This window comes from Pedobacter folensis, from assembly GCF_056490665.1.
The window spans coordinates 393,742-417,720 of the sequence record NZ_JBWJIF010000003.1 but is presented as its reverse complement, the minus strand read 5'-3'; the positions used below and the strand labels follow the sequence as shown (position 1 = coordinate 417,720).

Annotated in this window: 17 protein-coding genes; 3 read left to right on the top strand and 14 right to left on the bottom strand. The window is 40.5% G+C overall.

The window, feature by feature from the left end; genetic code table 11:
• Positions 1-302 precede the first annotated feature (302 nt).
• The 14 genes from AC04QZ_RS16290 to AC04QZ_RS16225 all read right to left on the bottom strand — a co-directional run bounded on the left by AC04QZ_RS16290 (position 303) and on the right by AC04QZ_RS16225 (position 19,554).
• Positions 303-3,215 (bottom strand): glycoside hydrolase family 2 TIM barrel-domain containing protein, encoded by a 2,913-nt coding sequence (locus AC04QZ_RS16290; RefSeq protein ID WP_478358644.1) that lies wholly within the window; start codon positions 3,213-3,215, stop codon positions 303-305.
• Between the two features lie 65 nt (positions 3,216-3,280).
• Positions 3,281-5,737 (bottom strand): glycoside hydrolase family 95 protein, encoded by a 2,457-nt coding sequence (locus tag AC04QZ_RS16285; RefSeq protein ID WP_478358643.1) that lies wholly within the window; start codon positions 5,735-5,737, stop codon positions 3,281-3,283.
• 968 nt (positions 5,738-6,705) lie between these two features.
• On the bottom strand, positions 6,706-7,680 hold the full coding sequence (locus AC04QZ_RS16280; protein ID WP_478358642.1) for a 3-keto-disaccharide hydrolase: 975 nt from the start codon (positions 7,678-7,680) through the stop codon (positions 6,706-6,708).
• A gap of 289 nt (positions 7,681-7,969) precedes the next feature.
• Entirely contained in the window at positions 7,970-9,163 is a 1,194-nt protein-coding gene (locus AC04QZ_RS16275; RefSeq protein WP_086544985.1) for a phosphoglycerate kinase, read from the bottom strand.
• Between the two features lie 5 nt (positions 9,164-9,168).
• Positions 9,169-9,606: a GNAT family N-acetyltransferase gene (locus AC04QZ_RS16270; RefSeq protein ID WP_086544984.1), complete on the bottom strand. Its 438-nt coding sequence runs from the start codon at positions 9,604-9,606 to the stop codon at positions 9,169-9,171.
• Between the two features lie 1,009 nt (positions 9,607-10,615).
• Entirely contained in the window at positions 10,616-11,953 is a 1,338-nt protein-coding gene (locus AC04QZ_RS16265) for a paraquat-inducible protein A (RefSeq protein WP_478358641.1), read from the bottom strand.
• Between the two features lie 35 nt (positions 11,954-11,988).
• Complete coding sequence (locus AC04QZ_RS16260) at positions 11,989-13,314, bottom strand: paraquat-inducible protein A (protein ID WP_086544982.1); 1,326 nt, start codon at positions 13,312-13,314, stop codon at positions 11,989-11,991.
• A 167-nt stretch (positions 13,315-13,481) separates the two neighbouring features.
• Complete coding sequence (gap, locus tag AC04QZ_RS16255) at positions 13,482-14,468, bottom strand: type I glyceraldehyde-3-phosphate dehydrogenase (RefSeq protein ID WP_478358640.1); 987 nt, start codon at positions 14,466-14,468, stop codon at positions 13,482-13,484.
• A 540-nt stretch (positions 14,469-15,008) separates the two neighbouring features.
• The gene (locus tag AC04QZ_RS16250) at positions 15,009-16,046 is read right to left on the bottom strand and encodes an MraY family glycosyltransferase (protein ID WP_478358639.1); all 1,038 of its coding nucleotides are present in this window, start codon (positions 16,044-16,046) and stop codon (positions 15,009-15,011) included.
• Positions 16,047-16,229: 183 nt separating this feature from the next.
• Complete coding sequence (locus AC04QZ_RS16245; RefSeq protein ID WP_478358638.1) at positions 16,230-16,970, bottom strand: glycosyltransferase family 2 protein; 741 nt, start codon at positions 16,968-16,970, stop codon at positions 16,230-16,232.
• A gap of 130 nt (positions 16,971-17,100) precedes the next feature.
• Entirely contained in the window at positions 17,101-17,523 is a 423-nt protein-coding gene (locus tag AC04QZ_RS16240) for a hypothetical protein (protein ID WP_478358637.1), read from the bottom strand.
• Between the two features lie 100 nt (positions 17,524-17,623).
• Positions 17,624-18,049 (bottom strand): hypothetical protein, encoded by a 426-nt coding sequence (locus tag AC04QZ_RS16235; RefSeq protein ID WP_478358636.1) that lies wholly within the window; start codon positions 18,047-18,049, stop codon positions 17,624-17,626.
• Positions 18,050-18,586: 537 nt separating this feature from the next.
• Positions 18,587-18,982: a hypothetical protein gene (locus tag AC04QZ_RS16230; protein WP_478358635.1), complete on the bottom strand. Its 396-nt coding sequence runs from the start codon at positions 18,980-18,982 to the stop codon at positions 18,587-18,589.
• A 212-nt stretch (positions 18,983-19,194) separates the two neighbouring features.
• Positions 19,195-19,554 carry a hypothetical protein gene (locus AC04QZ_RS16225; protein ID WP_478358634.1) on the bottom strand — a complete coding sequence of 120 codons (360 nt, stop codon included), beginning with the start codon at positions 19,552-19,554 and terminating at the stop codon, positions 19,195-19,197.
• A gap of 518 nt (positions 19,555-20,072) precedes the next feature.
• Between AC04QZ_RS16225 and AC04QZ_RS16220 the strand changes: the two genes are divergently transcribed.
• From AC04QZ_RS16220 to AC04QZ_RS16210, 3 genes are all read left to right on the top strand, one after another.
• Positions 20,073-20,891, top strand: coding sequence for a polysaccharide biosynthesis/export family protein (locus tag AC04QZ_RS16220; protein WP_478358633.1), 819 nt, complete (start codon positions 20,073-20,075; stop codon positions 20,889-20,891).
• Positions 20,891-23,296, top strand: coding sequence for a GumC family protein (locus AC04QZ_RS16215; protein ID WP_478358632.1), 2,406 nt, complete (start codon positions 20,891-20,893; stop codon positions 23,294-23,296). Before AC04QZ_RS16220 ends, AC04QZ_RS16215 begins: the two co-directional genes overlap by 1 nt.
• A 145-nt stretch (positions 23,297-23,441) precedes the next feature.
• Positions 23,442-23,945: a UpxY family transcription antiterminator gene (locus AC04QZ_RS16210; protein WP_478358631.1), complete on the top strand. Its 504-nt coding sequence runs from the start codon at positions 23,442-23,444 to the stop codon at positions 23,943-23,945.
• The last annotated feature ends 34 nt before the right edge of the window (positions 23,946-23,979 follow it).

Genomic DNA, 23,979 nt, shown 5'->3' with positions numbered 1-23,979 from the left:
ACAGCGTCATTCAGGCTATTTGTCACCTATTTTTTCAGGAAAATGAAAGATTTTCAAGGCCTGCGGAGCTACCCCTGTAATGGACTCACTTTTTCATGTCTGTTGTATTTTTTCTCCATACATTAATTTTTAGTTTATTATTATTTGGTTTATTGTTGGTTTATAAATAAGTCACTCAGGCCCTGCCCAACCTAGGGGAGAGGGCAACATTCAGAACTTCTCAAACTGCTGCTGCCCAACATCCCTTTGGTGTTTCAACTCATTTGTGTTAGTTGTTTATTAGCTGTTTAGCAAAGCCCTTGTCATTTCAATATTAAATCCAGTTGCGCTTTAGTTAATGTCACCGGGGGATTAAATGCTGCTGACTGTGCATACATCATTATACTTTTGTAAAGTTGTTTAGCCACAATATCCTGCTTAAGTCTGCCTTGCAAATCGAGTGAGCAGACGATTAATTTGCCTTTCTTAACCTTACACTCAAATAAAAGGGCCAGTTTATTGTTTAATGTAGGATCGTCAATCACGTAAACCAATGGATTTAGCTCATGGGGAAGTTCGTCCAGTACCATTGCACCATTACTAAAACTGTCTGTCCTGCCATCCGCATGGGTTAAATTCCACCATTGCCATTCAGAGTGATCTGCCGTTGGGAAATGATTAAAAACAGGATTTTTAGGATTACAATATATCCCATAGGTTTTAGGTTGAGCTGAAAAAAGAAGTACATTCCAAAACGGCGTCGGGAATCGTATTGCCTGTGCCTGTTTTAGTTCAGGATGCAATAAAACTACCGTTTGGCCATCTTCAAGACGCTTCATGGCTGCAGCATCCAACCGCCTGGTTACCGATAAACCCGTTACTGATACTGATTGATCTGAAGGATAAACCCAAATATTCCATTCGTTAACAATTGTTGCATTTGAGGTACGAATCTGAATGGTTAGTTGCTGTGCTTTTTTTACACCAGTTAGCGAATAATGAACGGCTCCAACCCGTGTCAACCCACCCGATAGAATGGGCTTGTTTTGCAACTGCCCTTGTCCGATTATTTTCTTTTGCTGATCAAGAACTACATAATAGGGTTTGAGGGTAATATTTTCCATTGAATAGTTCGCAAAATCTACCACACTCTTTATGGTGTCAGTATTCAGCCAAACATATTTTTCCAATCGCAAGAGTGGTACCACCGGCGAGCAGAAATGCCTGAATTCAGCAGGTGAGATTATGCCTTTTGATTTCCAAAAAACATCAAGAATCCCAACAAGTGCTGTGCCCTGGCCAGGATAATCATGCAGATCTAGGAGTTGAAAGCCACCATAATTCGGGGTACGCAAAGAACGTTCTATTTCTTCGCGGTAAAGTAACATGGCGAACTTACCCGATGCGGCCGAGAAAGCCTGATTTAATGGCAGCAGGCCTTTTTGCTGCATGGATTGTCGCATCCACTCCAGGTTTAATGGCCGGAGTATACCCGTATAATCTTTTATTTGATTATAGTCGGGGTACACACACCATTGCCCTATCTCATGAGAAATACAGGGTATAGTTAAGTAAGAGAGTGCATTTCGGTAATCTGAAGATGATTGAGGGACAGAACGATCGAAAACATCTTCGCCTCGTTTCATTATCCGCCTTCCATTTTCCAATCCGGCATGAAGCGCAAGGTATTGATCAAACTGGCCCGGCTTTAAAGCACCCCCAGCTTCGGGGTTTGTGGTGCGGGTATATAAATGACGTTTATTGTCGATGGCTTTCCCATAAACCACCAGCCGATCCAATATCCCGTAATCTCCGGTTAATTCATTTCCCATGCTCATCAGGCAAAAAGAAGGGTGGTTTCCGTAGGTGATCAGTATCCTCTTCAGTTCATCTTTCAGGAATTGATCGCGGGCGGCATCCTTACCGATAGGCGGCGCATTGATATTGAACAAAGGCAGCTCGCATTGAAGATAGATTCCAAGCTCATCTGCCGCTGCAAAGGCTGCGTCGGGCGGAGTGAAAGAATGGAACCTTACATGGTTCAAGCCGTAACTTTTGATGATTCCCATAATTCTAATCCAGTCTTTTTTATCCGTTGAGGGATAACCGGTTAGCGGAAAGGCGCCTTCATCGTGTGTCCCCCTTAAAAAAACAGGCTGTTTATTGATCACGAAATTGCCGCCCCTGGTTTCAAATGACCGTAAGCCGAATAACTGCGTGCTCACACACCTGATATTTTTTGCTGCCAGACTGACCTGCACCCTATACAGATTCGGATGAAATTCATCCCATAACTTAAAGCCCTTTGCGATGGGTACAACAACTATTAGTGTAGTATCCCCGCTCTTTAAATGTGGCTGAAGATTTATGCTATGGATGATATCCTTTGATTTAGAACCTGAAATACGCAGTTCAATATTGGCGTTTACTTCTTTGTCAAGCGAGTTATGCGCTTTTACATGTACCTCAAATTGTTTTAGATCAGGATTGGTATAAACATTTATACTTTCAACAGCCATGCTTTTATGTGCAGACATTTCCATCCGGCCGATGATACCGTTCCAAATGGTTTGTACTTCATCGGAATAGGCATGGCTCCATTCCCCTATGTTAAAAATTCTTGCATTATCAACACAGATGGAAATAGTATGCCTGCCCGGAGTCAGCTGCCCCAGTTGATAATCGTGAGGTGATAAGAGGCTCGATTGTGAACCAAAAGATGCGCCATCTACCCATAACTCGGTATTCCACATACATCTTTCCAATGAAACCGACAACTGGCTGCCTTTCCACGATTCAGGAACAACTATCGACCGCTGGTACCAGGCTTTACCGGTGTAGCGGCGGGTTCTGTTTAATCTTGCAAGCGGACCCGGGAGTTTATGTTCAAACAAGTTAAAATTCTCTTGTCCTATAGGCTCTCCGTAACCGCCCTGTTCAAGTGATCCGGGGAGTGTAATTGCTCCATGATATTTGATAAACCGTTCTGCCAGGGATTTTGCTATACGGATAGTGTCAATATCTTTTAAAAACCAGCTGGCTTTTTTTCCTTCATCCATCGGATCGAGTAATACCCGCCAATTTCCTGCTAAGGATAATTTGTTCGAAATATCAGCAGAAGATTTTTGAGTGAGAGGTGCCTGTGCATACAGCTCAACAGTTACGCCTAAGTTGAAAAATAACAAAGTAAATACAGGCATGCGCTTGTAGAAATTAAGCATTGTACTTCTTATCATGGTATGAGAAAATAACATTTGGTCAACTGTTCCAGGTGATGGTTGTTTATCTATTTTAATTCAAATTAAATTGCTGTGATACGATAGTGTAGCCCTTTCTTTGAAGTGAACGTAGTGATATAGCCATTTGCAGTTTTTGTTGATTTAGCCGCAATACCCGCAACTTTAACAGGGTTAGCCGTACGAATTCGGCATGCGCCGCCCGCTCCTGATAATACAGAAGCACTCACGAGCCGCTTATTTTTCCAATCCATATCCACCGTGAAATTCCCGCGCGCTTTTAGTCCGCTAATCGTGCCTTCAGCCCAGGCATCTGGCAGGGCGGGCAGCATATTAATCTCATCCGACTGGCTCTGCAACAGCATTTCGCACATACCGGATAAGCTGCCAAAGTTGCCATCTATCTGGAACGGCGGGTGTGCATCAAACAAATTGGTGTATAATCCGCCGCCGTTTGTATAATTGAAACTTTCTGTACTTGCAGGGCGTATTAGCAGATGGAGCAATTTATAAGCGTGGTTGCCATCCAGCAGGCGTGCCCAGAAGTTGATCTTCCAGGCAAGGCTCCAGCCTGTGCCGTCATCGCCCCTTAATTCAAGCGTTTTTTTGGCAGCCGTTGCAAATCCGGGTGTTTTAAGAGGCGATATCTCGGCTCCGGGAAATAATCCAAACAGGTGCGATACATGGCGGTGGTGGGGGTCAATATCCTCGTAGTCTTTATACCACTCCTGCAAATTGCCTTTTTTGCCGATATGCAGGGGGAAAAGCAAAGCCCGTTTAGCTATAATGCTGTCACGGAAAACCTTGTCATCGCCTAACTCATCAGCAGCATCAATAACATTGGTGAACAGGTCCCGGATAATAGACATATCCATGGTGGTGGCGATTGAGACACGTTGCTGCTTGCCGTTCTTGTCAAGATAAGCGTTCTCCGGCGATACCGAGGGGGCGGTTACGAGATAGCCCTGGTAAGGCACCAGCCAGTCCATGCAAAACTGTGCCGCCCCTTTCATTAAAGGGTATGCGGTTTGGCGCAGGTAGTTTTTATCCTGTGTAAACTGGTAATGCCACCACAGGTGTTGCGACAGCCAGGGCGAACCCATGGCCCAGTTGGCCCAACACGGATCGCCTTTGCCTTCACCCACCGGGTTAGATATGGCCCAGATATCACTGTTGTGGTGTACTGCCCAGCCGTGTGCATGGTAAAACTGGGTTGCAGTTATTTTACCAGTTACGGCAGTGTTTTTAATAAAATTGATAAAAGGTAGTTGCATTTCCGACAGGTTGGCTGCTTCAGCAGGCCAGTAGTTCATCTGGGCATTAATATTAGTCGTGTAATTGGAGCTCCATGCCGGGCGGAGGTCTTTGTTCCAAATCCCCTGTAAATTGGCTGGCATCCCACCCGGCCGCGAACAGGATATCAGCAAATACCTGTTGTATTGAAAATATAATGTTTCGAACGATGGGTCTTGTACACCATTCGTGTATTTTATCAGGCGTTCGTTAGTGGGAAGCGTGGCATTTGAATTATCTGCCGGAATGGCCAGGTTGAAGTTTACCCGGTTAAAATAATGATGATAGTCGGATGTATGCGCACTCAGCAAAGCAGGCCATGCTTTCATCAATGCTTTGGCAAGGTACTTTATGGCGAGCTTATTCTCATCCTGCCCTTGGGTAACCGGACTTTTGTAGAAGCCGTTAAAACTGGTCGCTGCCGAAAGGTAAACCAGCACTTCATCGGCATTTTTTACAGTGATGCCTGATGTATCGGTGCTTACCGAGCCGCCTTTGTTTACCGCTTTCACCAATAGTTCATAACGCATGCCACGTTGATGCAGACTATCGTCCCATTCAATCGGGTTTTTGGTATTGATATAATTGGGTTGGATATGCGCGGGTACTTTGCCCCTCATGGCTAATCCGTTATTGGAGATGGCTATGTTTTGGTGTTTTAATACATTGCTGGTGGCCAGCTTAAAACTTAAGGCGCCCGGCCTGCTTGCCGTAAATCGAATCACCATCACCTGGTCGGGTGCTGAGCTGATCATTTGCCGGGTATAAGTTATTCCACCGATAGTGAACCGGGTGGTCGTTATGGCATTTTTGATATCCAGGTCGCGGTAATAGGCTGACGGATCGCTGCCAGGGAGATCCTGCGTGATGGAAAGATTGCCCAAAGGGAAATAGGAGTCGCTGTAATTGCCCTGCATGTTTCTGGCTAATTGATCTCCCGCCGCATAATCCTCATTCTTCAAGAGGGCCTCGCGTGCCAGCAGCAGGTTGGCGTAAGCTCCCGGGTTCATATTGGTACGCATAGGGCCGCCCGACCATAAAGTAGCTTCATTCAACTGGATCAATTCATGCTTTACCCCGCCATATACCATAGCACCAAGCCTGCCATTGCCTAGCGGCAAAGCTTCTGTAAATTCTTTGGCAGGTTGCTTGTACCAAAGCTTCAGGTTTTCCTGCGCAAAGGTTAGTGATGGAATAAATATTGCCAGTACAGCAATGTAATTTTTCATTTTTATATGTTTTAATATTTTCAGGAGCACTGACTTGCATCGTATAAGATTTGGATGAAATTTGTTTGGTAACCTAAATCTCTTAGCAACTGGCAAAATAACTGTTCGCATTGTATTCCTGTCCTTTAAAGGAACTGAGGCATAGACAATACATCAGGCTATAAACCAGCAGTTTACGGTCAGTCAGGTCGTAATTTTTTCACATTATTGGATCTCGGTAATGGTCTTGTTTGGTTCAAGCAGGTCTGTTTGCCTGAATTTTTAGAAGTGTTATGATCGCCAGGGCTAAGTATTTTCATCTTTATGTGTCATCATTCTATTTTTTATAAAGGTTTATAAATGGTTATCTTTTGTTAATCACGCTTATGCGCTGTTGCTCCATCGAATTTCCAGCCGCCAGGTATGCGCTATGCGCGCTCCTGTATCAGTTTTCCGGTATTGATTTCTACAATTTCAGCATCAATTTCTACGCTGACATTATCAACTGCGAAAGCAACAGGAATAATTCCTGGCTTCCACGATCAATTGTCAGTTTACTACAAATTATTTTGCTGCAGCCAACATTTGGTCAGCTACGGGCACAATAAAATATAAAAACAGCATGCTCAGGGCCTTCAGGCCAAAGCAATGTAAATGTGGGATGATTGGACTTCCGTCCTCAGTTGGGATGTGATTCAGGTTGAAATACCTGATAAAGAAAGATTGCCATTACCATTAAAGGGATTTAATAGATTATGCAATCGTAGAAACTAATTTAATAACTAATAATAGAATAACAAAATTATTTTAAGCATTTATTCTAAAGCAGTTTTTGCAATGGAGATTTTTCAATCTCGAATAAACAGCGTTAACTATAAATTTAATGTTATTTATTGCTTACCAGTCAAAGTTACAGGCCAGCTCATGAAAACTGGAAACTTTGTACATAAAAAAGGCCTGGATTTTTCCAGGCCTCTAAAATTAGATCATTATTTTGCGGGTGTAATCACGATTTTCCGGTATTCAATCGGTTCGTGATCTCCCTGAAGGTAAATAGGTCCGGGCTCGCCTTCATTACTATCCAGCGCGCCACCCGTTATCCCCGGAATTTCCTGGTTACTGATGATGGTTTTGCCATTGGCTACCACAGTTACCAAACGCCCTACGAGGGTAATATCGTAACTTTGCCATTCGCCTGGGCCGAGCGTAACCATTTCATTGGCCGTTAAAAAACCGTAAACACCACCAAAAAGTACGCTGTTAGGGTGCGCATCTTTTTTGCTATCCTCAATCTGCACCTCGTAGCGGCCTCTTAAGTATACCCCGCTATTTCCTCCTTTGGCATATTTGAATTCGACATGGAGCTTAAAATCATTAAACTTCTGTTCGGTAACGAGGTTTGAACCTGCTTTCGGACTGGTTAAAATGCCATTTTTTACGACCCATTGATTTTGTCCGCTGGCTTTCCACCCTGAAAGGTCTTTGCCATTGAACAAATTAACAGGCTTGCCCCATGTTGGCGCAGCAGTCCTTTTCAGGTAAGGTGCCTTAACACCTTTCCAGCTATATTGTTTACCATCGCAATTGGTCATTGTACCCTGGATCCCTGCATCGGCCACCGCGCCCTCTATAATTAAATTTGATGAACCGCTTTCCCATTGTGGCGGGATTTCGAACCTAAACTTTCCATTGTCGAACTTTACTTCCGCTACCGGACGTGCACTCCCAGCAGTAGATACAAAATAACCTACTAAGGTTTTATAACCAGACAGTTTTACTTCCAGCCATGCGGGTGCCGGTTTTCCGTTGATATCGACTGTAATGTCCCAACGGCCGATCAGAGCTGCAGGCTCAACCGCCAATTGAAGGTGATCAGTTTTAGTTGCTGTTGCAGCCGATGTTTTTAGAGACGGTGCAGCAAGGAGCAGGCAGCTTATACCAAACGAAAAGATTTTTTTTCTCATATTGTAATTTGATTTATAATGAATTGATGTTTTATACCCAAGACCACCACTACGTTACAGACCAAGGTAAATTGCCAGTAAGGTAGGACTTATTTGTTTTAAGCGCAAGTGCCTTTTGGCTGCTGAACAGTATCGTTACAAGATATACTGCACTACAATAATAATAAGACTTTGTAAAAAAGCAGAGTTGACACCAAGCGCAAAAGGTGTATGTGTTGAAAATAATTTTAAAAACAAAGGCCCTTACAAATTGATCTGTAAGGGCCCTGTTTATATTAAGAATGACATTTTATCCATTAATGGCTTTAACACCCGGCAATTCTTTACCTTCCATATATTCAAGCAAAGCACCGCCACCTGTAGAAACGTAGCTTACTTCATCTTCCATACCGAATTTTGCGATTGCTGCAGCTGAATCACCACCACCAATCAATGAGAATGCACCGTTATCTTTAGTTGCGGCCACAACAGCTTCAGCCACAGCTTTAGTACCAACCTGGAAACTTTCCATTTCGAAAACACCCATTGGGCCATTCCACAATAAAGTTTTAGAGTTTTTAATTACATCCTGGAATAATGCCACTGATTTCGGACCGATATCCAATCCCATCCAATCTGCAGGAATCTGACCTGATGTTACATCTTTTTTATCGGCATCATTTGCAAATTTATCTGCAATTACTGTATCAACAGGTAAAATCAGGTTCACGCCTTTTGCCTTTGCTTTTTCGATCAGTTCTAAAGAAAGTTCCTGTTTATCAGCTTCTAATAACGAGGTACCGATTTCTCCACCTTGTGCTTTAGCAAAAGTGTAAGCCATACCGCCACCAATAATCAGGTTATCTACTTTATCCAGCAATTTCTCGATCAAAAGAATTTTATCCGACACTTTAGCACCACCCATAATGGCTGTAAAAGGTCTTTCTGCATGGTTTAATATTTTCTCGGCATTTTCTACTTCCGAGGCCATTAAATAACCGAAATATTTCGCATCCGGGAAAAACTGGGCAATAATTGAAGTAGAAGCATGTGCACGGTGAGCCGTACCAAAGGCATCGTTTACATAAACATCGCCTAATTTTGATAATTTCTCTGCAAAGGCAACATCACCTTTTTCTTCTTCTTTGTAAAAACGAAGGTTTTCTAACAATAAAACTTCACCAGATTTTAAATCGGCTGCCTGTTTTACGGCGCTTTCGCCAATACAATCGTCAGCAAATTTAACTTCAACACCAACAAGAGCAGATAAATCAGATAAAATGTGTTTTAAAGAGTATTTATCAGTAGGGCCATCTTTCGGGCGACCTAAGTGAGACATTAAAATAACCGCACCACCATCTTTTAAGATTTTAGAAATGGTTGGCAAAGCCGCCCTGATTCTTTTATCGTCAGTAATTTTAAATTCATCATCTAAAGGCACATTAAAATCTACCCTGATTAATGCTTTTTTATCTTTAAAGTCAAACTGGTCAATTGTATTCATGTTAATTATTTTTGATTTAAGTTTAATTTCATTTCGTAATGGAAACCGATGCCAGGGATATCAAATTCCGGCGATTCGGTCGTGAAGCCGATTTTCTTGTAAAAAGCTGCTGCCGTTGAGCGGGCATTACACCATAAATAATCGGTTTTATATTCTTTTAAGTATTCGATGGCAAAAGTAACCAATGCGGCACCGTAACCATTGCCAACCGCATCAGGATGCGTAGCCATGCCCCTTAGCTGATAGCCCTCTCCTTCTTCGGGGAAAAAATCGTTCCGCATAAAAGTAGCAATGGATTTTATTTCTCCATCTTTTAAAAAACCAAGGTGAAAAGTATCATAGGCAAGATCGCCTTCAAAAACACATGCCTCAAATGGTTTGCCATTGCGTAAAACCAGGCTTCTTAAGGGCAGTACTTCTTCTGGAAGAATAAATTTCACCATATTTTTTTATCATTAGCTATATCTGAAGACATAGCGCCGCAACGCTTGCAAAGTTAATAAAGCAATTGAAACCCAATAATAATATCCGTCAGAAAGTTCTAACATTTTAGCTACTGTTAGGTTGGAATTAAAAAGAAAGGGATAATGGACAGCTTGGTATCGGTTCTTTGCAGATCAGAAGCGTCTAGCACCTGGCGCAGCAAAGGGATATAGCGGAGAATGGGAACAAACTTGAATAACTGTATAGGCACAGCGCTCCTAAAAAGATTAAAACAATGGATCATATATCATTATTAGGAAAACGAGTGATGTGCTAATCGGTTACGGCAGTCCTTCCTTTCGCTCCTATCTTTTTGTGATCGTTAAGCGGAATGTTGTAGGCTGGTGGAACAAAAAGGATAGCCGCTTCAATAAGGTTTATTGAACAAAGGCGTGTTAAACAACAGAACTACAATACAACCAAATAAATGGGCGAATTGCATCGGTTTGCTTGCAAAAAGCAAGTGCTTAGCCCCGGGCGCAGCGGCATCCCCAAAGCGCAGCGAAGGGATATAGCGGAGAACGAGAACAAACTTCAATAACTGCACAGGCACTGCGCTCCTAAAAAAGATTAAAATGATGGATCATATATCATTATTAGGAAAGCTAGTGAAGTACTAATCGGTTACGGCAGTCCTTCTTTTCGCTCTTATCTTTTTGTGATCGTTAAACGGAATGTTGTAGGCTGGTGGAACAAAAAGGATAGCCGTTTCAATAAGGTTTATTTAACTAAGGCTTGTTAAACAACAGAACTACAATACAACCAAATAAATGGGCGAATTGCATCGGCTTCCTTGCAGATCAGAAGTGTCTAGCCCCGGGCGCAGCGGCATCCCCAAAGCGCAGCGCAGGGATATAGCGGAGAACGGGAACAAACTGTAATAACTGCACAGGCACTGCGCTCCAAAAAAAAAGATTACACAAATGCATAATCACGTTTTTTTTTTTAAGAAAGCACCCTATTCCTTTTCTACTCACACGAGCCGTTTCGCTCATCCATCCGCTTAAGTAAAAAGGACAATACCTTTGCATAAACCACATAGGCAACAAAAACAAAAAACCCGAGTTGTAGCGCCGAATTATTGGCCGTAACAGTGGTTAGCGTATCGTTTTCGATGTTCAGGCCGGATAGCTGGCTTTTCAATATTCCGTTTAAGCCGATATAGGTCATTGCAATGCCCACCACCATTACATCAGCCATATCCCATTTACCTAAATCGAATGCCATAAACCGCAGCACTTTCTGACTTCCGAAAAGATGTCCGCAGGATACATGTATGCCTCTTGCCACGATGCGGAGTAGCGGCAATGCCACAACAAATAAGAGCAACAATGCACCAACGAGCACGGCATCTGGTTTGGGCTGTTCGATTAATGTTCCGATAATGCCCAGTATGCTTTTGCTTTGAAAAAAAAGCACCTGATTAGTGAAGGCGATTTTATCGCCCAACAATGCAAACTCTAATGTTTTTATACGTGCATCAACCTCAATAATTGGGGAGGTAACCCCTACTGTAAGCAAAACAACTGCAAAGAGCAACGACATCACAAACAATGGAACGTGCAATTGCACCCGTTTTCTTAAAAAGAGCCAGAGCACTAGTGCAATGGCTACGCAGCCTAGCATCGCCCATGCACATTGAAAAGTATCGTGTTTAATTTGCGCAAGTTTGGCCTCTACCAAACGGTTGTAAGCGCTTGCTCCGGCAACATGGTACTTTTGATAAATATTATGTTCTACCGTGGTAATGGTGGTATCGGTACTATCGTAGGTTTGCTCTTCCAGCTCGTCTACTTTGCTCGCCGCAACATTTTTGAGCCGCTTTAAACTCGCCGGACTCGTGATCTTCGTTACAATGGTTTTGGCGAAAGATGGCACCTGTGCATGGAGCTCATCAACATCTACAAAACTGTTAAAGGCTAGTTTTTTGAGTTTGCCACCAAGGGTTTTCTGAGGCTTAGTTACTTCTGAAACCGCTTGATTAACCAATCCGTGCAGCTCCTTCTCAATCCCCTTGCGCATCTCTATTTTCTGTTTAGCGGTTAACTTGAAGCCTTTTACGCGTCGGTCTACAACAGCCGATATCTTCTCTCCCCATCGATCTACCGAGAAAATACCAAAGGTAATGTTGTTCGATAAGCTGTAATCTTCCTTAATCCGTTTTTGTTCGTAAGAAAGCTGGTGGAAGCGGTAACCGAAATAGGCTTCTCCAATTAAAAGCAGGCTAAGTGCTGTAATTAACACGAAAGGTGCTAACCAGTTCTTTTTTGCCGGAGTATTTTTAGGATTATGTGTTGTTGTTGCCATAAAAAAATGAATCAAACAGCTGCAATTAAATTGGATTAATGGGCATCGTGCGGTGTAATGAACTTCAATATCGTTGAGAGAATGAGGCCATATAACACAAAGCTGATGAATATGATATATCCGGGCTGCAATGCCGTATTGTTGGTGGTTAGAATGGTAAGCGAATCGTTTTTGATATTAAGTGCCTGAAGCTGCCCTTCGAGCAAGCCATTCAGCCCGATATAAGCCATGAGGATGGCGATGACAATTACATCGGCCATACTCCATTTGCCCGATTGGAACGCGAAGTATTTAATCACCTTATTTTCGGCCAGCTTTTTATTACCCAACAGGTGTATGCCCGTCGAACTTAACTTTACTGCCGGAAACAGAATACTAAAAACCAATATCAGCACGCCGACCAGAATAGAATCAATACCAGGCTGGCTGATGAGTACGCTTACCACATCCATGATACTTTTGCTCTGAAAAAACAGCACCTGATCTTTAAAAACCACATGCTCGCCGAGCAGCACAAAATCCAGCGAACGGATACGGGCATCAACCTCTATCATTGATGCGGTGAGGCCGACAGCCAGGAGGATAAATGCAAAGAGCAACGACATGACAAAGAGTGTGGTATGCAGATCACGGCGTTTGCGAAGCCCCCACCAAAAACCCAGCACCACCACCACGCAAGCCAGCATACCAAATGAATAACTGTAGGTTTTACTACGAATTTCGGATAACGTTTGAACAAGGTTTTTATTCAATGCATCGGTAGAGCTTACATGATATTTTTTGTACAATGCCCTTACAGAAGCTCCGTTGGCCACAAATGCACTATCGAGCTTTTCTTCATTGGCCAGTTCGTTAAACTCGCCCATGGCCATTTTACTCAGTTGCCGCTTGTTTTTGGGATTATCTACCTCGGCAATAATCTTTTTGGCAAAAGCCGGCACCTGTGCCCTGATGCTGTCGGAGTTTACAAAATTGCGTATCGCAAATTTCTGAATCTTGCCACTGATTGTTTTTTTGGGTTTATTAACCAGTGCCTCAGCTTTGTCTATAAGGGCGAGCAGCACATTTTGCACTTCTGTTTGTAATATTTTCTTTTGTTTTTTGGTCATTTTCAGGTTGCGTACCTGATGGTGCACAATCCTTGAAACATTATCTTTCCATTGCTGCACAGAAAACAGTCCGTAGGTAATGTTATTGATATTGGAATAATCTTCCTTTATGCGTTCCTGCTGATCGGAAAGTTGGTGCAGCCTCAGTCCGAAATATCCTTCCGCAACCAGCAGTGCGGCCAGTGAGAGGATGAGCAATAATTTGGGAAGAAAAGACTTCCGCTCTTTAAGGTGTGTTTTTTGTGTTTCCAAGCGATTCAGTTTACACGTTTAGTCTCTTTTCTTCTTGCTGTCCAGATGGAAGTCCTTGCATTTAGGAAATGCAAAATCTGACCAGCTATTGGCAGATAAAACCAATAAAACACAAAAAGGTTTAGCAAAAGCTAAACCTTTTTTAAAATTACTTAAAACCTTATATTTTACAATCGATCAATTTTCTTTACCACATCGATTAAACGGCTGCTATAACCAAATTCGTTGTCGTACCAGCCTACCACTTTAACCAGATCGCCAACAATAGAAGTTAATAGCGAATCGAAAATACAGGAATGCGGGTTGTCGATAATATCGACAGATACAATTGGATCTTCAGTATATTCAAGGAGACCTTTTAATTCATTTTCGGCAGCGTGTTTAAAAGCAGCATTAATTTCTTCGATGGTTGTCTTTTTCTTGAGCAGGCAGGTAAAATCGGTTAAAGATCCGTTTAAAACCGGAACCCTGATCCCTGCTCCACCTAAACGACCATCCAGTTCAGGAAAAATATGGGTAATGGCTTTTGCTGCCCCAGTTGTGGTTGGAATAATGGAAGATGAGGCTGCCCTTGCCCTGCGCAAATCTTTGTGGTTTGCATCATGCAGGTTCTGATCACCGGTCATGGAGTGGATGGTGGTAATATAACCTTCCTCCACCCCCCAGCTATCATTCAAAATCTTAATCATCGGGGCAATATTGTTTGTGGTACAACTCGCATTTGATAGTACAGCACTGGTTAAATCAATCTGATGATCGTTTACCCCCAATACCACCATCGGAATATCTTCGGCTGCCGGCGCTGAAATCAGCACCTGTTTAGCCCCTGAGGTAATGTGTTTTTCAGCGAGCGATTTGGTTAAATTTTTGCCTGTACAATCGATAACCAGATCTACCCTAAGTGCCGACCAGGGCAATTCATCGGCATCTTTAATGGCGAAAACCGGAATAGAAAGCTGATTGATCACCAAGGCATCGGGTTTTGCAGAAACATTCCCTGCGAAAACACCATGAACAGTATCGTATTTAAATAAGTGAGCCATCGTCTTGGCATCTGCCAGGTCGTTAATGGCCACTACTTCAAATCCCTCAGCCAATGCCAAGCGTAAAAATGTTCTTCCTATTCTACCAAAACCATTTATTGCCAGCCTCATTGTTATTATAAAAATTAGAGCGCAAAATTAGTATTTATTTATCAAAGCAAAGACCTGATTATATAAGATGGAAAAGGGATGATGCTTTTTGGTTGTAAGGCCAAAAATGTGCTAATATTCTTACAAAATGATGAAGGTTAGCCGGGTGACAAACACGTGTTTTTAAAAAAAATAAAATTTTTTCGAAGCGCCAAGGCTGAGCTACTATTAGTGTTGGTTCCCGTTCTTTGCTGTATCCCTCCGCTACGCTTTGGGGATGCCGCTGCGCCCGGGGCTAGGCATTTCTGATCTGCAAGGAGGCTGATACAAAACTGCCCGTGCGACCGAGGTTTTGTCACCCAGACCTTTGTTTAATAAACCTTATTGAAGCGGCTATCCTTTTTGTTCCGCCAACCCACAAACATCTCACTAACCATCACAAAAAGATAGGAGCGGAAAGAAGGACTGCCGTAACCGATAGGCAAACACCTGCTTTACAAAAAAAAATAAAATTTATTTTCTGAAGCGCAGATCTGCACAAATACAGCAACCATTAAAAGATTACCGGCCTTTCTTTTTAAGCAGACTTAAGGTGAGCAGGCTATTGAAGGCAATGCAGAGGCCAATAATGAGCAAAATCAGCACAAAATTTCCAAGATGCTGAAGAATAATGGTGGCCGCTATTGTAGCCAGATTAAACCCGGCAGTAGAAATTACGATCCAGCTGGGCTTTAACCCCAACTGCTCTAAACGGTGGTGAATATGGTTACGGTCGCCCTTAAACGGAGATCCGCCCTTTAAAATACGAATAGTGAACACCCTTAAAGAATCGAAAACCGGCACAATGAGTATGGCTACCGCTATGGCTGGTGCAGAATAAAAAGCAGGTTTACTCCCACCGGTGAATTTATTAAGCTCTATAAATTTAATGGCCAGCGCAGCAGAAATAAGTCCGATGATTAATGCACCCGTATCGCCCATAAATATTTTAGCTGGAAACCAATTGTATTTTAAAAAACCAGCTATGGCACCCGCCAGGGCAAAGGCAATAAATGCATAAGCTATCTGTCCCATCGAAGAAAACAAAATACCGAAAACCAGGCTCGTCAAAATGCCGATTCCACCCGCCAACCCGTCAATACCATCTATTAAATTGAATGCATTATTGAGGAAAATAATCAATGCAATTGAAAAAAGACTTCCCCATAAAGGTACCATATCTCCTATGCCCAAGACACCGTAAAGGCTGGTTAAACGGAAAGCACCAAAAAAAACCAGAATAAAAGCCACCACAATCTGTAGAATAAATTTTGTACTGGTATTGGTACCATAAACATCGTCTTTTAACCCCAGTGCCGAAAGGATAATGCATGATGCAATTAAAAAATTAGCCTCTTTAAAATTAATAATGGCAGAAAAAAGCAAGATGCTTACGGTGAAACTACCTACAATGGCCAGGCCACCTAGGCGTGAAATATTGCGTTTATGGTTTTTACGGTGCAGGTCGTTTTTATCAAAAAGGCCATATTTTAATGAGGTATAGATTACACTTGGAATACTGATCACCACGATAGAAAAGGCCAAAATAAATATGGCCATACAGAAATAGTTGGGGTTGGTATTCAGGATATCTTTTAGCAAAGCGGGATGACTTGATACACAAATATAAGTAATGTCCCCATAACAAACTGGCGTTTATAAATGTTTAACATGACATAAATCAAAGAGAAGCAGTTTTAGAATGATTCAACCGGAGCTGTAGCCAAATTAATCAGGAAAGAATTAAAATTGACTGAGTTTACTCAGCTTTTTTCTCATGAGGGCAAAAAGTGGGTACGGTATGCTGTTTCTTTTCAGCGCTTTATAATCATTAATAAAAGCAGAAATCCTGCCCCTTAAAGATTGGTTACTTACACCACCTGTGCGCATATTCACCATTAAGATGGGTAAATAAACCGCTTCGATTTTATGGGTATAAAAGTAACGTAATATTAATTCGTAATCGGCAGCGGTGCCCAGATCTAAGGCATAATTTCCTTTTTTTTCAAACAACGATCTTTTCAAATACAGCGTGGGGTGCGCGGGCATCCAGCCTTTTTTAAGATCTTCGTATGTGTTTTGATGTGATCTCCAGGTCCTGACAATTTTATGTGTTGTGGGATGGATATAATTAAGGTCGCCATAAAGTCCATCTATTTCTGGCTGATCGATAAAGGTTTTGGCTACTGAAGCCAATACATCAGGATGTGCAAATAAATCATCGGCATTTAAAATCCCGATTACTTCTCCTGTTGCCCTATTAATTCCTTTATTAATCGCATCATATAAACCTTTATCCTTTTCTGAAATAAAATAATCAATGGCAGATTGGTTTTCCTGAATAATATTCAGGGTTCGGTCTGTCGATCCTCCATCAATCACAATATATTCTATATCGGCATAAGTTTGCGCCATTACCGAACTAAAACACTGTTGCAAAAAGGCTTCGCCGTTGTAAACGACTGTGATTAGGGATATTTTCATGTTTACCAAACGGGATTCTTTGGCTTTCTTTTGGAATGAATTCTTAAAACTTTGGCAAATATAGAGAATAGATACGTTAACCTTCACAGATTAATTGAAGGATAGCAGGAAGCGAAAGAAAAACCAGTAGTTATAATTTATTTTTTCTTCTGATGACGAGTACACCGAAGAGACCAGCTGCTGCACCAAGGGTCCAAGTGTAATCATCTAGATTGCAGCTCACAAACGAGTAAGAAAATTCTACTCCCTCATTTTGTGCAACAAGCCCCAAACCCAGTATGGTTAGTGCAGATGTAGTACAAGGGGTTCCAAGGCTTACAGGAGCATTTGCATACCCAGGACATGCTCCCGGAATTTGTGAAATCTCGGGTGAGCTGTAAAGAGGAACTAAAAGCCCCAAATTCAGAGGGATTAATGTAGCTCCAAGCAAAGCTGTTCCCGTTTGTGGCCCGTAGATCTTACCATCAGGCAACTTACATCCTGTATCCGCACCAGCTTTAAGATTACAAAACAACAAAAAAAGGCCTATAAAATAGTATTTGATGTAGTACATCTCCGCGTTTTTATGCGAAGTTATTACTATTTGAAACTAAAAAATACGTTCTTTTTGTTCAATCTCCATTGAGAAATGCTGAGATAAAATCAAATATAAATTACTCATTAGCCATGCATAAAATTATAGATTTGATCACAAAAAATCCAAGAAAAGAACTTACAGATAATAAAATCCAAACTAAATCATCAAGGGGGCAACCTTCAATTGTCGAAGTATCATAATATACAAGCGTACCAACATCATAAGGTGCTCCATTTTGTGCACATTTTGTTGTTGTATATCCTGAAGGAATGGGAGCTGATGGGTAACTATTTCCGCGAGGTACTCCACAACCAATATCACCTGTACTAAGTAACCGATAACCAGATAATCCATCGTACAAAGGGTATGTCTCGCCATTTGTAAATGAGCCACCAGTTGGAGTTGGATATAAATAATTCCCTGTTTTACAACCAATTTCAGTGGAGCCCATTACGTTTATCCCTAATATTATCAAGGAAAAACATACATAAAAAAATTTCATAAACGACTTAAAAACGTACAATAAATACTACATTTTAAGCAAATATTGCAAATAAATAAATTATATACGCTACTCTGAACAGGCTGGATTTTAAAAAAGACAATTAAAAAACAATAGCCCATAGCACTGGAATAACTAGAAAATATAGAAAAACTAGCTTAACATAATTACCGAGGCACATTTTCATCACAAAAACGTTTTAGTTGGTACAAATCAACTTATTGACAAATATCATGAACAAAATGAACGGGTAAATTGAAAATTGCTTAATGATTGGGGTGATTATTAAAAGATTAGTTTCAACAGTAACTGTAGAAATCGCAAGGTTAATAAAAATTTTCAGCTAAAATTTCGACTCACTCAAACGTTCTTTTTATAGAAGCAATACATAAACGTTAAGTAATTTACCCAAAATTTCGAAGCCCCTAAACAATATGCTTTGATAAATAAAAGTGAAAATCAAAGCAAGGTTGTTGAGCATATTAAAAGTTAATTATACTAACAAAAGGGAAAAGATCGATAGATTGTGGACCTGGCCTACGGCAGATATTTTAACTTCCATTTACTCCTCAGCATGCAGGCTCCTAAAAGTCCCGAAAAAAATAGCAGGAAAATGTCATTATCATCAAGTGGTAAACCACATGGCGCTTCAAAAGTAGATGAAATGGTATAAATTAGTCCAGTTTTTGAAGAGCCGTTTAGCGTACAGGTGCCTTGTGAAGCCCCTGATGTTGCTAGGTAAGTATGAGGACCACATACCCCCTCCCACCATACAAAGTTATTTCCATCTCCGGTATAGAATTGGGTAGCCGTTTCGTGGTTATTAAAAACTTTATTATAGGCATCAAAATTTAGCACTAAACAGCCTGTTTGGGCAGACGCAGTCAGCGAAATGACAAATGCAATTAAAAAGGATAAAAGGATCTTGAGCATTTTCGGGAGCATTATCTCGCAAAGATTAGAAAAAGCAATTCAAGAATACTTAAATGTAGATAAAATAATACAAATAAATTATTTATGATACTATTTATGAGTACTAAATGTTAAAACAATAATTACGGAGATTAAAACCTCATGTTGTAATACTAAGCTAATCCATTATTAATAATAACAAATAAGAATAAAACAATCTCCAATCAAAAGAATTAAATTAAGTTAAGTGTATTTCTGATCTTGTAAAAAGCGAGAAGTCCCATAATCCCCAAAATTGGTAGAATGTAGTCATCAATAGGACAAGACAACATATACAATCCAATAATACCACATAAGTTATTTCCTTCAGGTGCATTGACTTTACAGGTTCCTGAAGTAGATAAAGGAACCCAGCTACAACCGGAAGGCTTATTATACATGGTTTGCGTATCACTGTACGACTGTGTCCCTGTACCACAAACATTAGTAGTAGTTGCTGTGCCTGTCATGGTATATAAATCTTGGTTACCACCAGCGGTAAAACAACCAGTTTGTGCTTGAACATTAGCCATAAAACAAATAAATACAGCCAATAGAAAAAATCTTAAACACCTCATACACCAATTATCTTAAAGTTGTTATTCGTTTTAGGTTTATAACAGCCCCTAACAACCCGAAAATAATGGCAAATCAGCATAAACAACACACCTGCGCAGGTGATATGCAACTTGAATTATACTTACAGGGATAGCGACTTTTTAAATAAGCATAAAAGCAATAATCAACTTTATAGCTTAAATAAAATACGGACAAATATACCTTATAACTGTAGTACCAAAACTACATGCTTAAACTTTTACGTTGATTTATATCAACACAAAAAACGGCTTTGGATTCAGACTTACTTAATCGTAGGTTAAAAACAGCACAATTAAAAACCGAAAGATGTTGTTTATAAGATATATCGAGAATTAATTCGTTAAAGTATACTTATTACTATTATAAAGACAATCAAGAAGCCTTAATTCTAATTTAATTTTTTTTAAGCATCTTTAACCCATATTTTTGCATGTAAGCCCTAAGCTTATATCCTACATCCCGAATTAAGAATATGATCCCGACAAAAGCAATTTTAAAATTTCTTTGTATTTTATCTATCAGTATCGCTCTTGCCAGCTGTGCTGCCAGAAAAGAGCATAGTCTGTTTAACGCCCCAAGTGATGTAGTTACCGATACCATTAAACAAGTGTATGTGGTAAACGATCAGGGCATTAGCGATGCCTATTATAAAATAAAGGTTAATGATCAATTGGCTATCCGAAATGTACAGAACAAAGAATTCGGAGCTACTGCATCGCCAAATAGTAGTTCAAACGCTAACCAAAATATAGCTGGAGGTACCATAAGCAATACACTTTCTTATCCGGTGGATATTGATGGTAAAGTTAACCTGCCAGCCATAGGAAAGGTTGAGGTAATCGGTTTAAGCAGAAGAGATGCCGCCATTAAAATTCAGGATTTATACGCCAAACAACTGCTTCGCGATCCCATTATCGAATTAAGTGTAGTAAACTTAAAAGTAACTTTATTGGGGGAGTTTGGTAAACAGGGGAATTTTTTACTCGAGCGAGAAAACACCACGTTAATTGACATTATTGGTGAAGCAGGAGGCATTAACAAAACCGCTGACCCTAAGACCCTAAAAATTATACGCGGTGACAGAAGTCACCCTGAAATCATCTACGTTAACTTAAACGACATTAATAGTTTAGCCAGCAAAAAGCTGATTCTTCAAAATAACGATATTATCGTATTGCAACAAACCAAGAGCTCGGCATTGAGCGAAAAGCTAACCAGTGTGAATAACATTGTACAACCGCTGCTGGTGGTAGTCAACCTGGCTGTATTAATATTTACCTTAACCCGCTAATGGATAACACTACACCAACCGAAAATAGAAAGTTAGCCAGCCAGACCATTAACTATTGGAAAATCGTATTGATTTTCTTGAGCAGATGGTATTGGGTTGCCGGAACGGTATTAATCAGTTTTGTAATGGCCTGGCTTTATGTGCGGAGCATTACCCCTATTTATATTACTTCGGCTTCGCTAAAACTAGACAGCGACCAGCAACAACAATTGACTTCGCTACCCGGTTCTCCTGTAAACTATCGGCCTTTTAATCAGAATCAGATTCAAACCGAAGGTATTATTATGCGTTCGGAAGATGTAATTTTAAATGCATTAAAGAATCTTGATTATAAAATTAGCTACTATTTAGAAGGTAGAGTACGGGTAACCGAACTTTATCCGAAACAGCCATTTCAGGTTGATATTTTAACGCAAGATTCTGTTAATTTCAGCAGGGCTACTTATACCGTCAAACCTGTTGATAACCGGACTTTCGAACTATCAAGCAGCGATGATAACAATCAGCATTTGAAGAAATATCGTTATGGGCAAGCCATCAGTATGGGAAATATGGTATTCACCGTTAAAACAGAAATACCCGCTATTGGTCATTATAGCTTCAAATTTAATGGAATCAGAGATCTGTATGGCCGGGCTGCTGGTGGTTTAAATGTATTCGAACAGGAGAAAAACACCAATATTATGGGCGTAACCCATACTGATAGTAATCCTGTTTTTTCTGCCAATGTATTGAATGAGATCATCAAACAATATGTAAAAAATGATGCAACACTTAAGAAAAGATCAGCCAAACAAACTATAGATTATCTCGATAGTCAGATTGCCTTTTTAGATGCTCAGGTGAATAAATCGGGCAACAAACTTTCCAGCTTTCAAAGTAGTAACAAACTCATCGATCCAGCCAGCGATCGGCAACTGGGAAATTCTAAACTAAGCAATCTGCAAAACCAGATTGCCGAATTACAACTGCAAGAGTTGGGTATCCAACAATTAGAAACACAGGTAAAAAACAATAAGGACCGGATACAGTTTAACCTCAACTTAGAAGGCACCAACAGCACGCTCTTAACTGGTTTAATTACACAGCTTAATGGGCTTATCCTTAACAGAGAAAATAAATTACAAAATTTTAATGCTGATGCTCAGCCCATACAAGATATTAACCGGCAAATTAATGAGGTGAAACAGGCCATAGTAACCAATATCCGTTTATTGCACGAGCGTAATCAAAAAACCATCAGTTACATTAACGGGCAAATTGGCCAGGCGAATCAGGCATTGGGCGGTATACCAGCTAAACAAAACGATTTTGCAAAATTACAGAGCAATTTCGATATTAACCAACGCATGTTTTCGATGCTATTTGAACGAAAACTCTCCGCGCAGATCAGTTCAGCAGCCGTAATTTCGGGCGCTACCATTATCAGTGTAGCGCAGCCTTCTTTTTTCCCAATTTCTCCTGTACCTAAGAAAATTTATTCCTCTTATTTATTTATGGGTCTGTTTTCGGGTCTGGGCTTAATTTTATTGGTAAGAATTTTAAATCCGTATTTATATGATATCGAGACGATTGAGGGCTTAACCGCAACCCCTATTATTGGCGTAATTTTAAAATACCCTAAAAAAGTTGGCCTTGGTGAAAGCGTTTTATCAATAGAACGACCAAAATCTATATTTGCCGAATCGGTGAGGTCGGTGCGAACGAACCTAAGTTTTATGGCCAGTGATCAGGAAACTAAGGTAATTTGTATTACTTCAGAGGTTTCAGGAGAAGGAAAATCGTTCGTAAGTTTAAATCTTGCCGGTACTCTATCCATCATTGACAAAAAGGTGATTTTAATTGCCGCAGATTTACGAAAATCTAAACTCCACTATGCTTTTGGCTCCGACAACCACATTGGTTTAAGCAGTTATTTATCAAAACAGGCTGATTTAGCAGATATCATCTTTACTGATGAACGACATAATATTGATTACATCACGTCTGGCCCGGTTCCTCCAAATCCTTCTGAGCTTTTACACCACAAGGCCATGGGAACATTGATTGAAAAGCTTAGAGAAAGTTATGAATATATTATTATCGATACGGCTCCTGTAGGCCTGGTTTCAGATTCTGTTCCGCTCATCCGGAAAGCAGATATTAATCTGTTTATTATCCGTTCAGGCGTTTCTAAATTCAGGGCGGCCACCATTCCTGATCGTTTATCAAAAGAATATGGCCTTAACAACATTGCAATTATCCTAAATTCATTTGGTGATGAGAAGTTACATGCCAACATTTATACCACTAACTATGCCCATAGCAATACCGGAACGTATTACTACTCTAACTATACCGGCTATGGAAAAAGTGGTTATTATGATGATGAGAAGAGCTGGTGGGAATTTTGGAAGAAAAAATAGAATGGAAAAGGTGAGATGGAAAATGGATGATGGAAGGCTTAGCTTAGTGGTTAATGGTTTAGAATGGAAGGCTTAATCGATTAAAATTTAAATTGGTTAATGGTTGAGATGTAAATGGAGTTTAATCAATGATAGAGTGTAGCTAATGATAGATCAAAATTACAGGTGGTACCCGGTTTATACGCGTTCGAGAGCAGAAAAAAAAGCGAATGAGGAATTGAACAGGAAAGGAATTCAAACTTATTTACCTCTTAAAAAGGCAGTTAAGCAATGGAGCGACCGTAAAAAAATCGTAGAAGAGCCCTTGATTAAATCTTATCTATTTGCGTATATTTCGGCAAGAGAATATGCTGAAGTTCTGATGACCAATGGTGTTGCCAGATTTATTTATTTCTCCAGCCAAATCGCTTCTATCCCTGACCAACAAATCCATGATCTTAAACTCTTGCTCGCTACAGATGCCGATCTGGAACTCATTGATTATGACATTAAACCAGGTGAAAGGGTATTGATTAAAGCCGGACCTTTTAAAGGTGTAATTGCCGAATTGGTATCGGTACATAATAAGCAACGTATTATTTTACGTTTACAAAACATGGGTTATTCGATAAATATTAATACATCGACAGCTTTTGTAGAACCGCTTTAGGCAGGGATGATGTGAGAGATGAGATTTGAGTCCT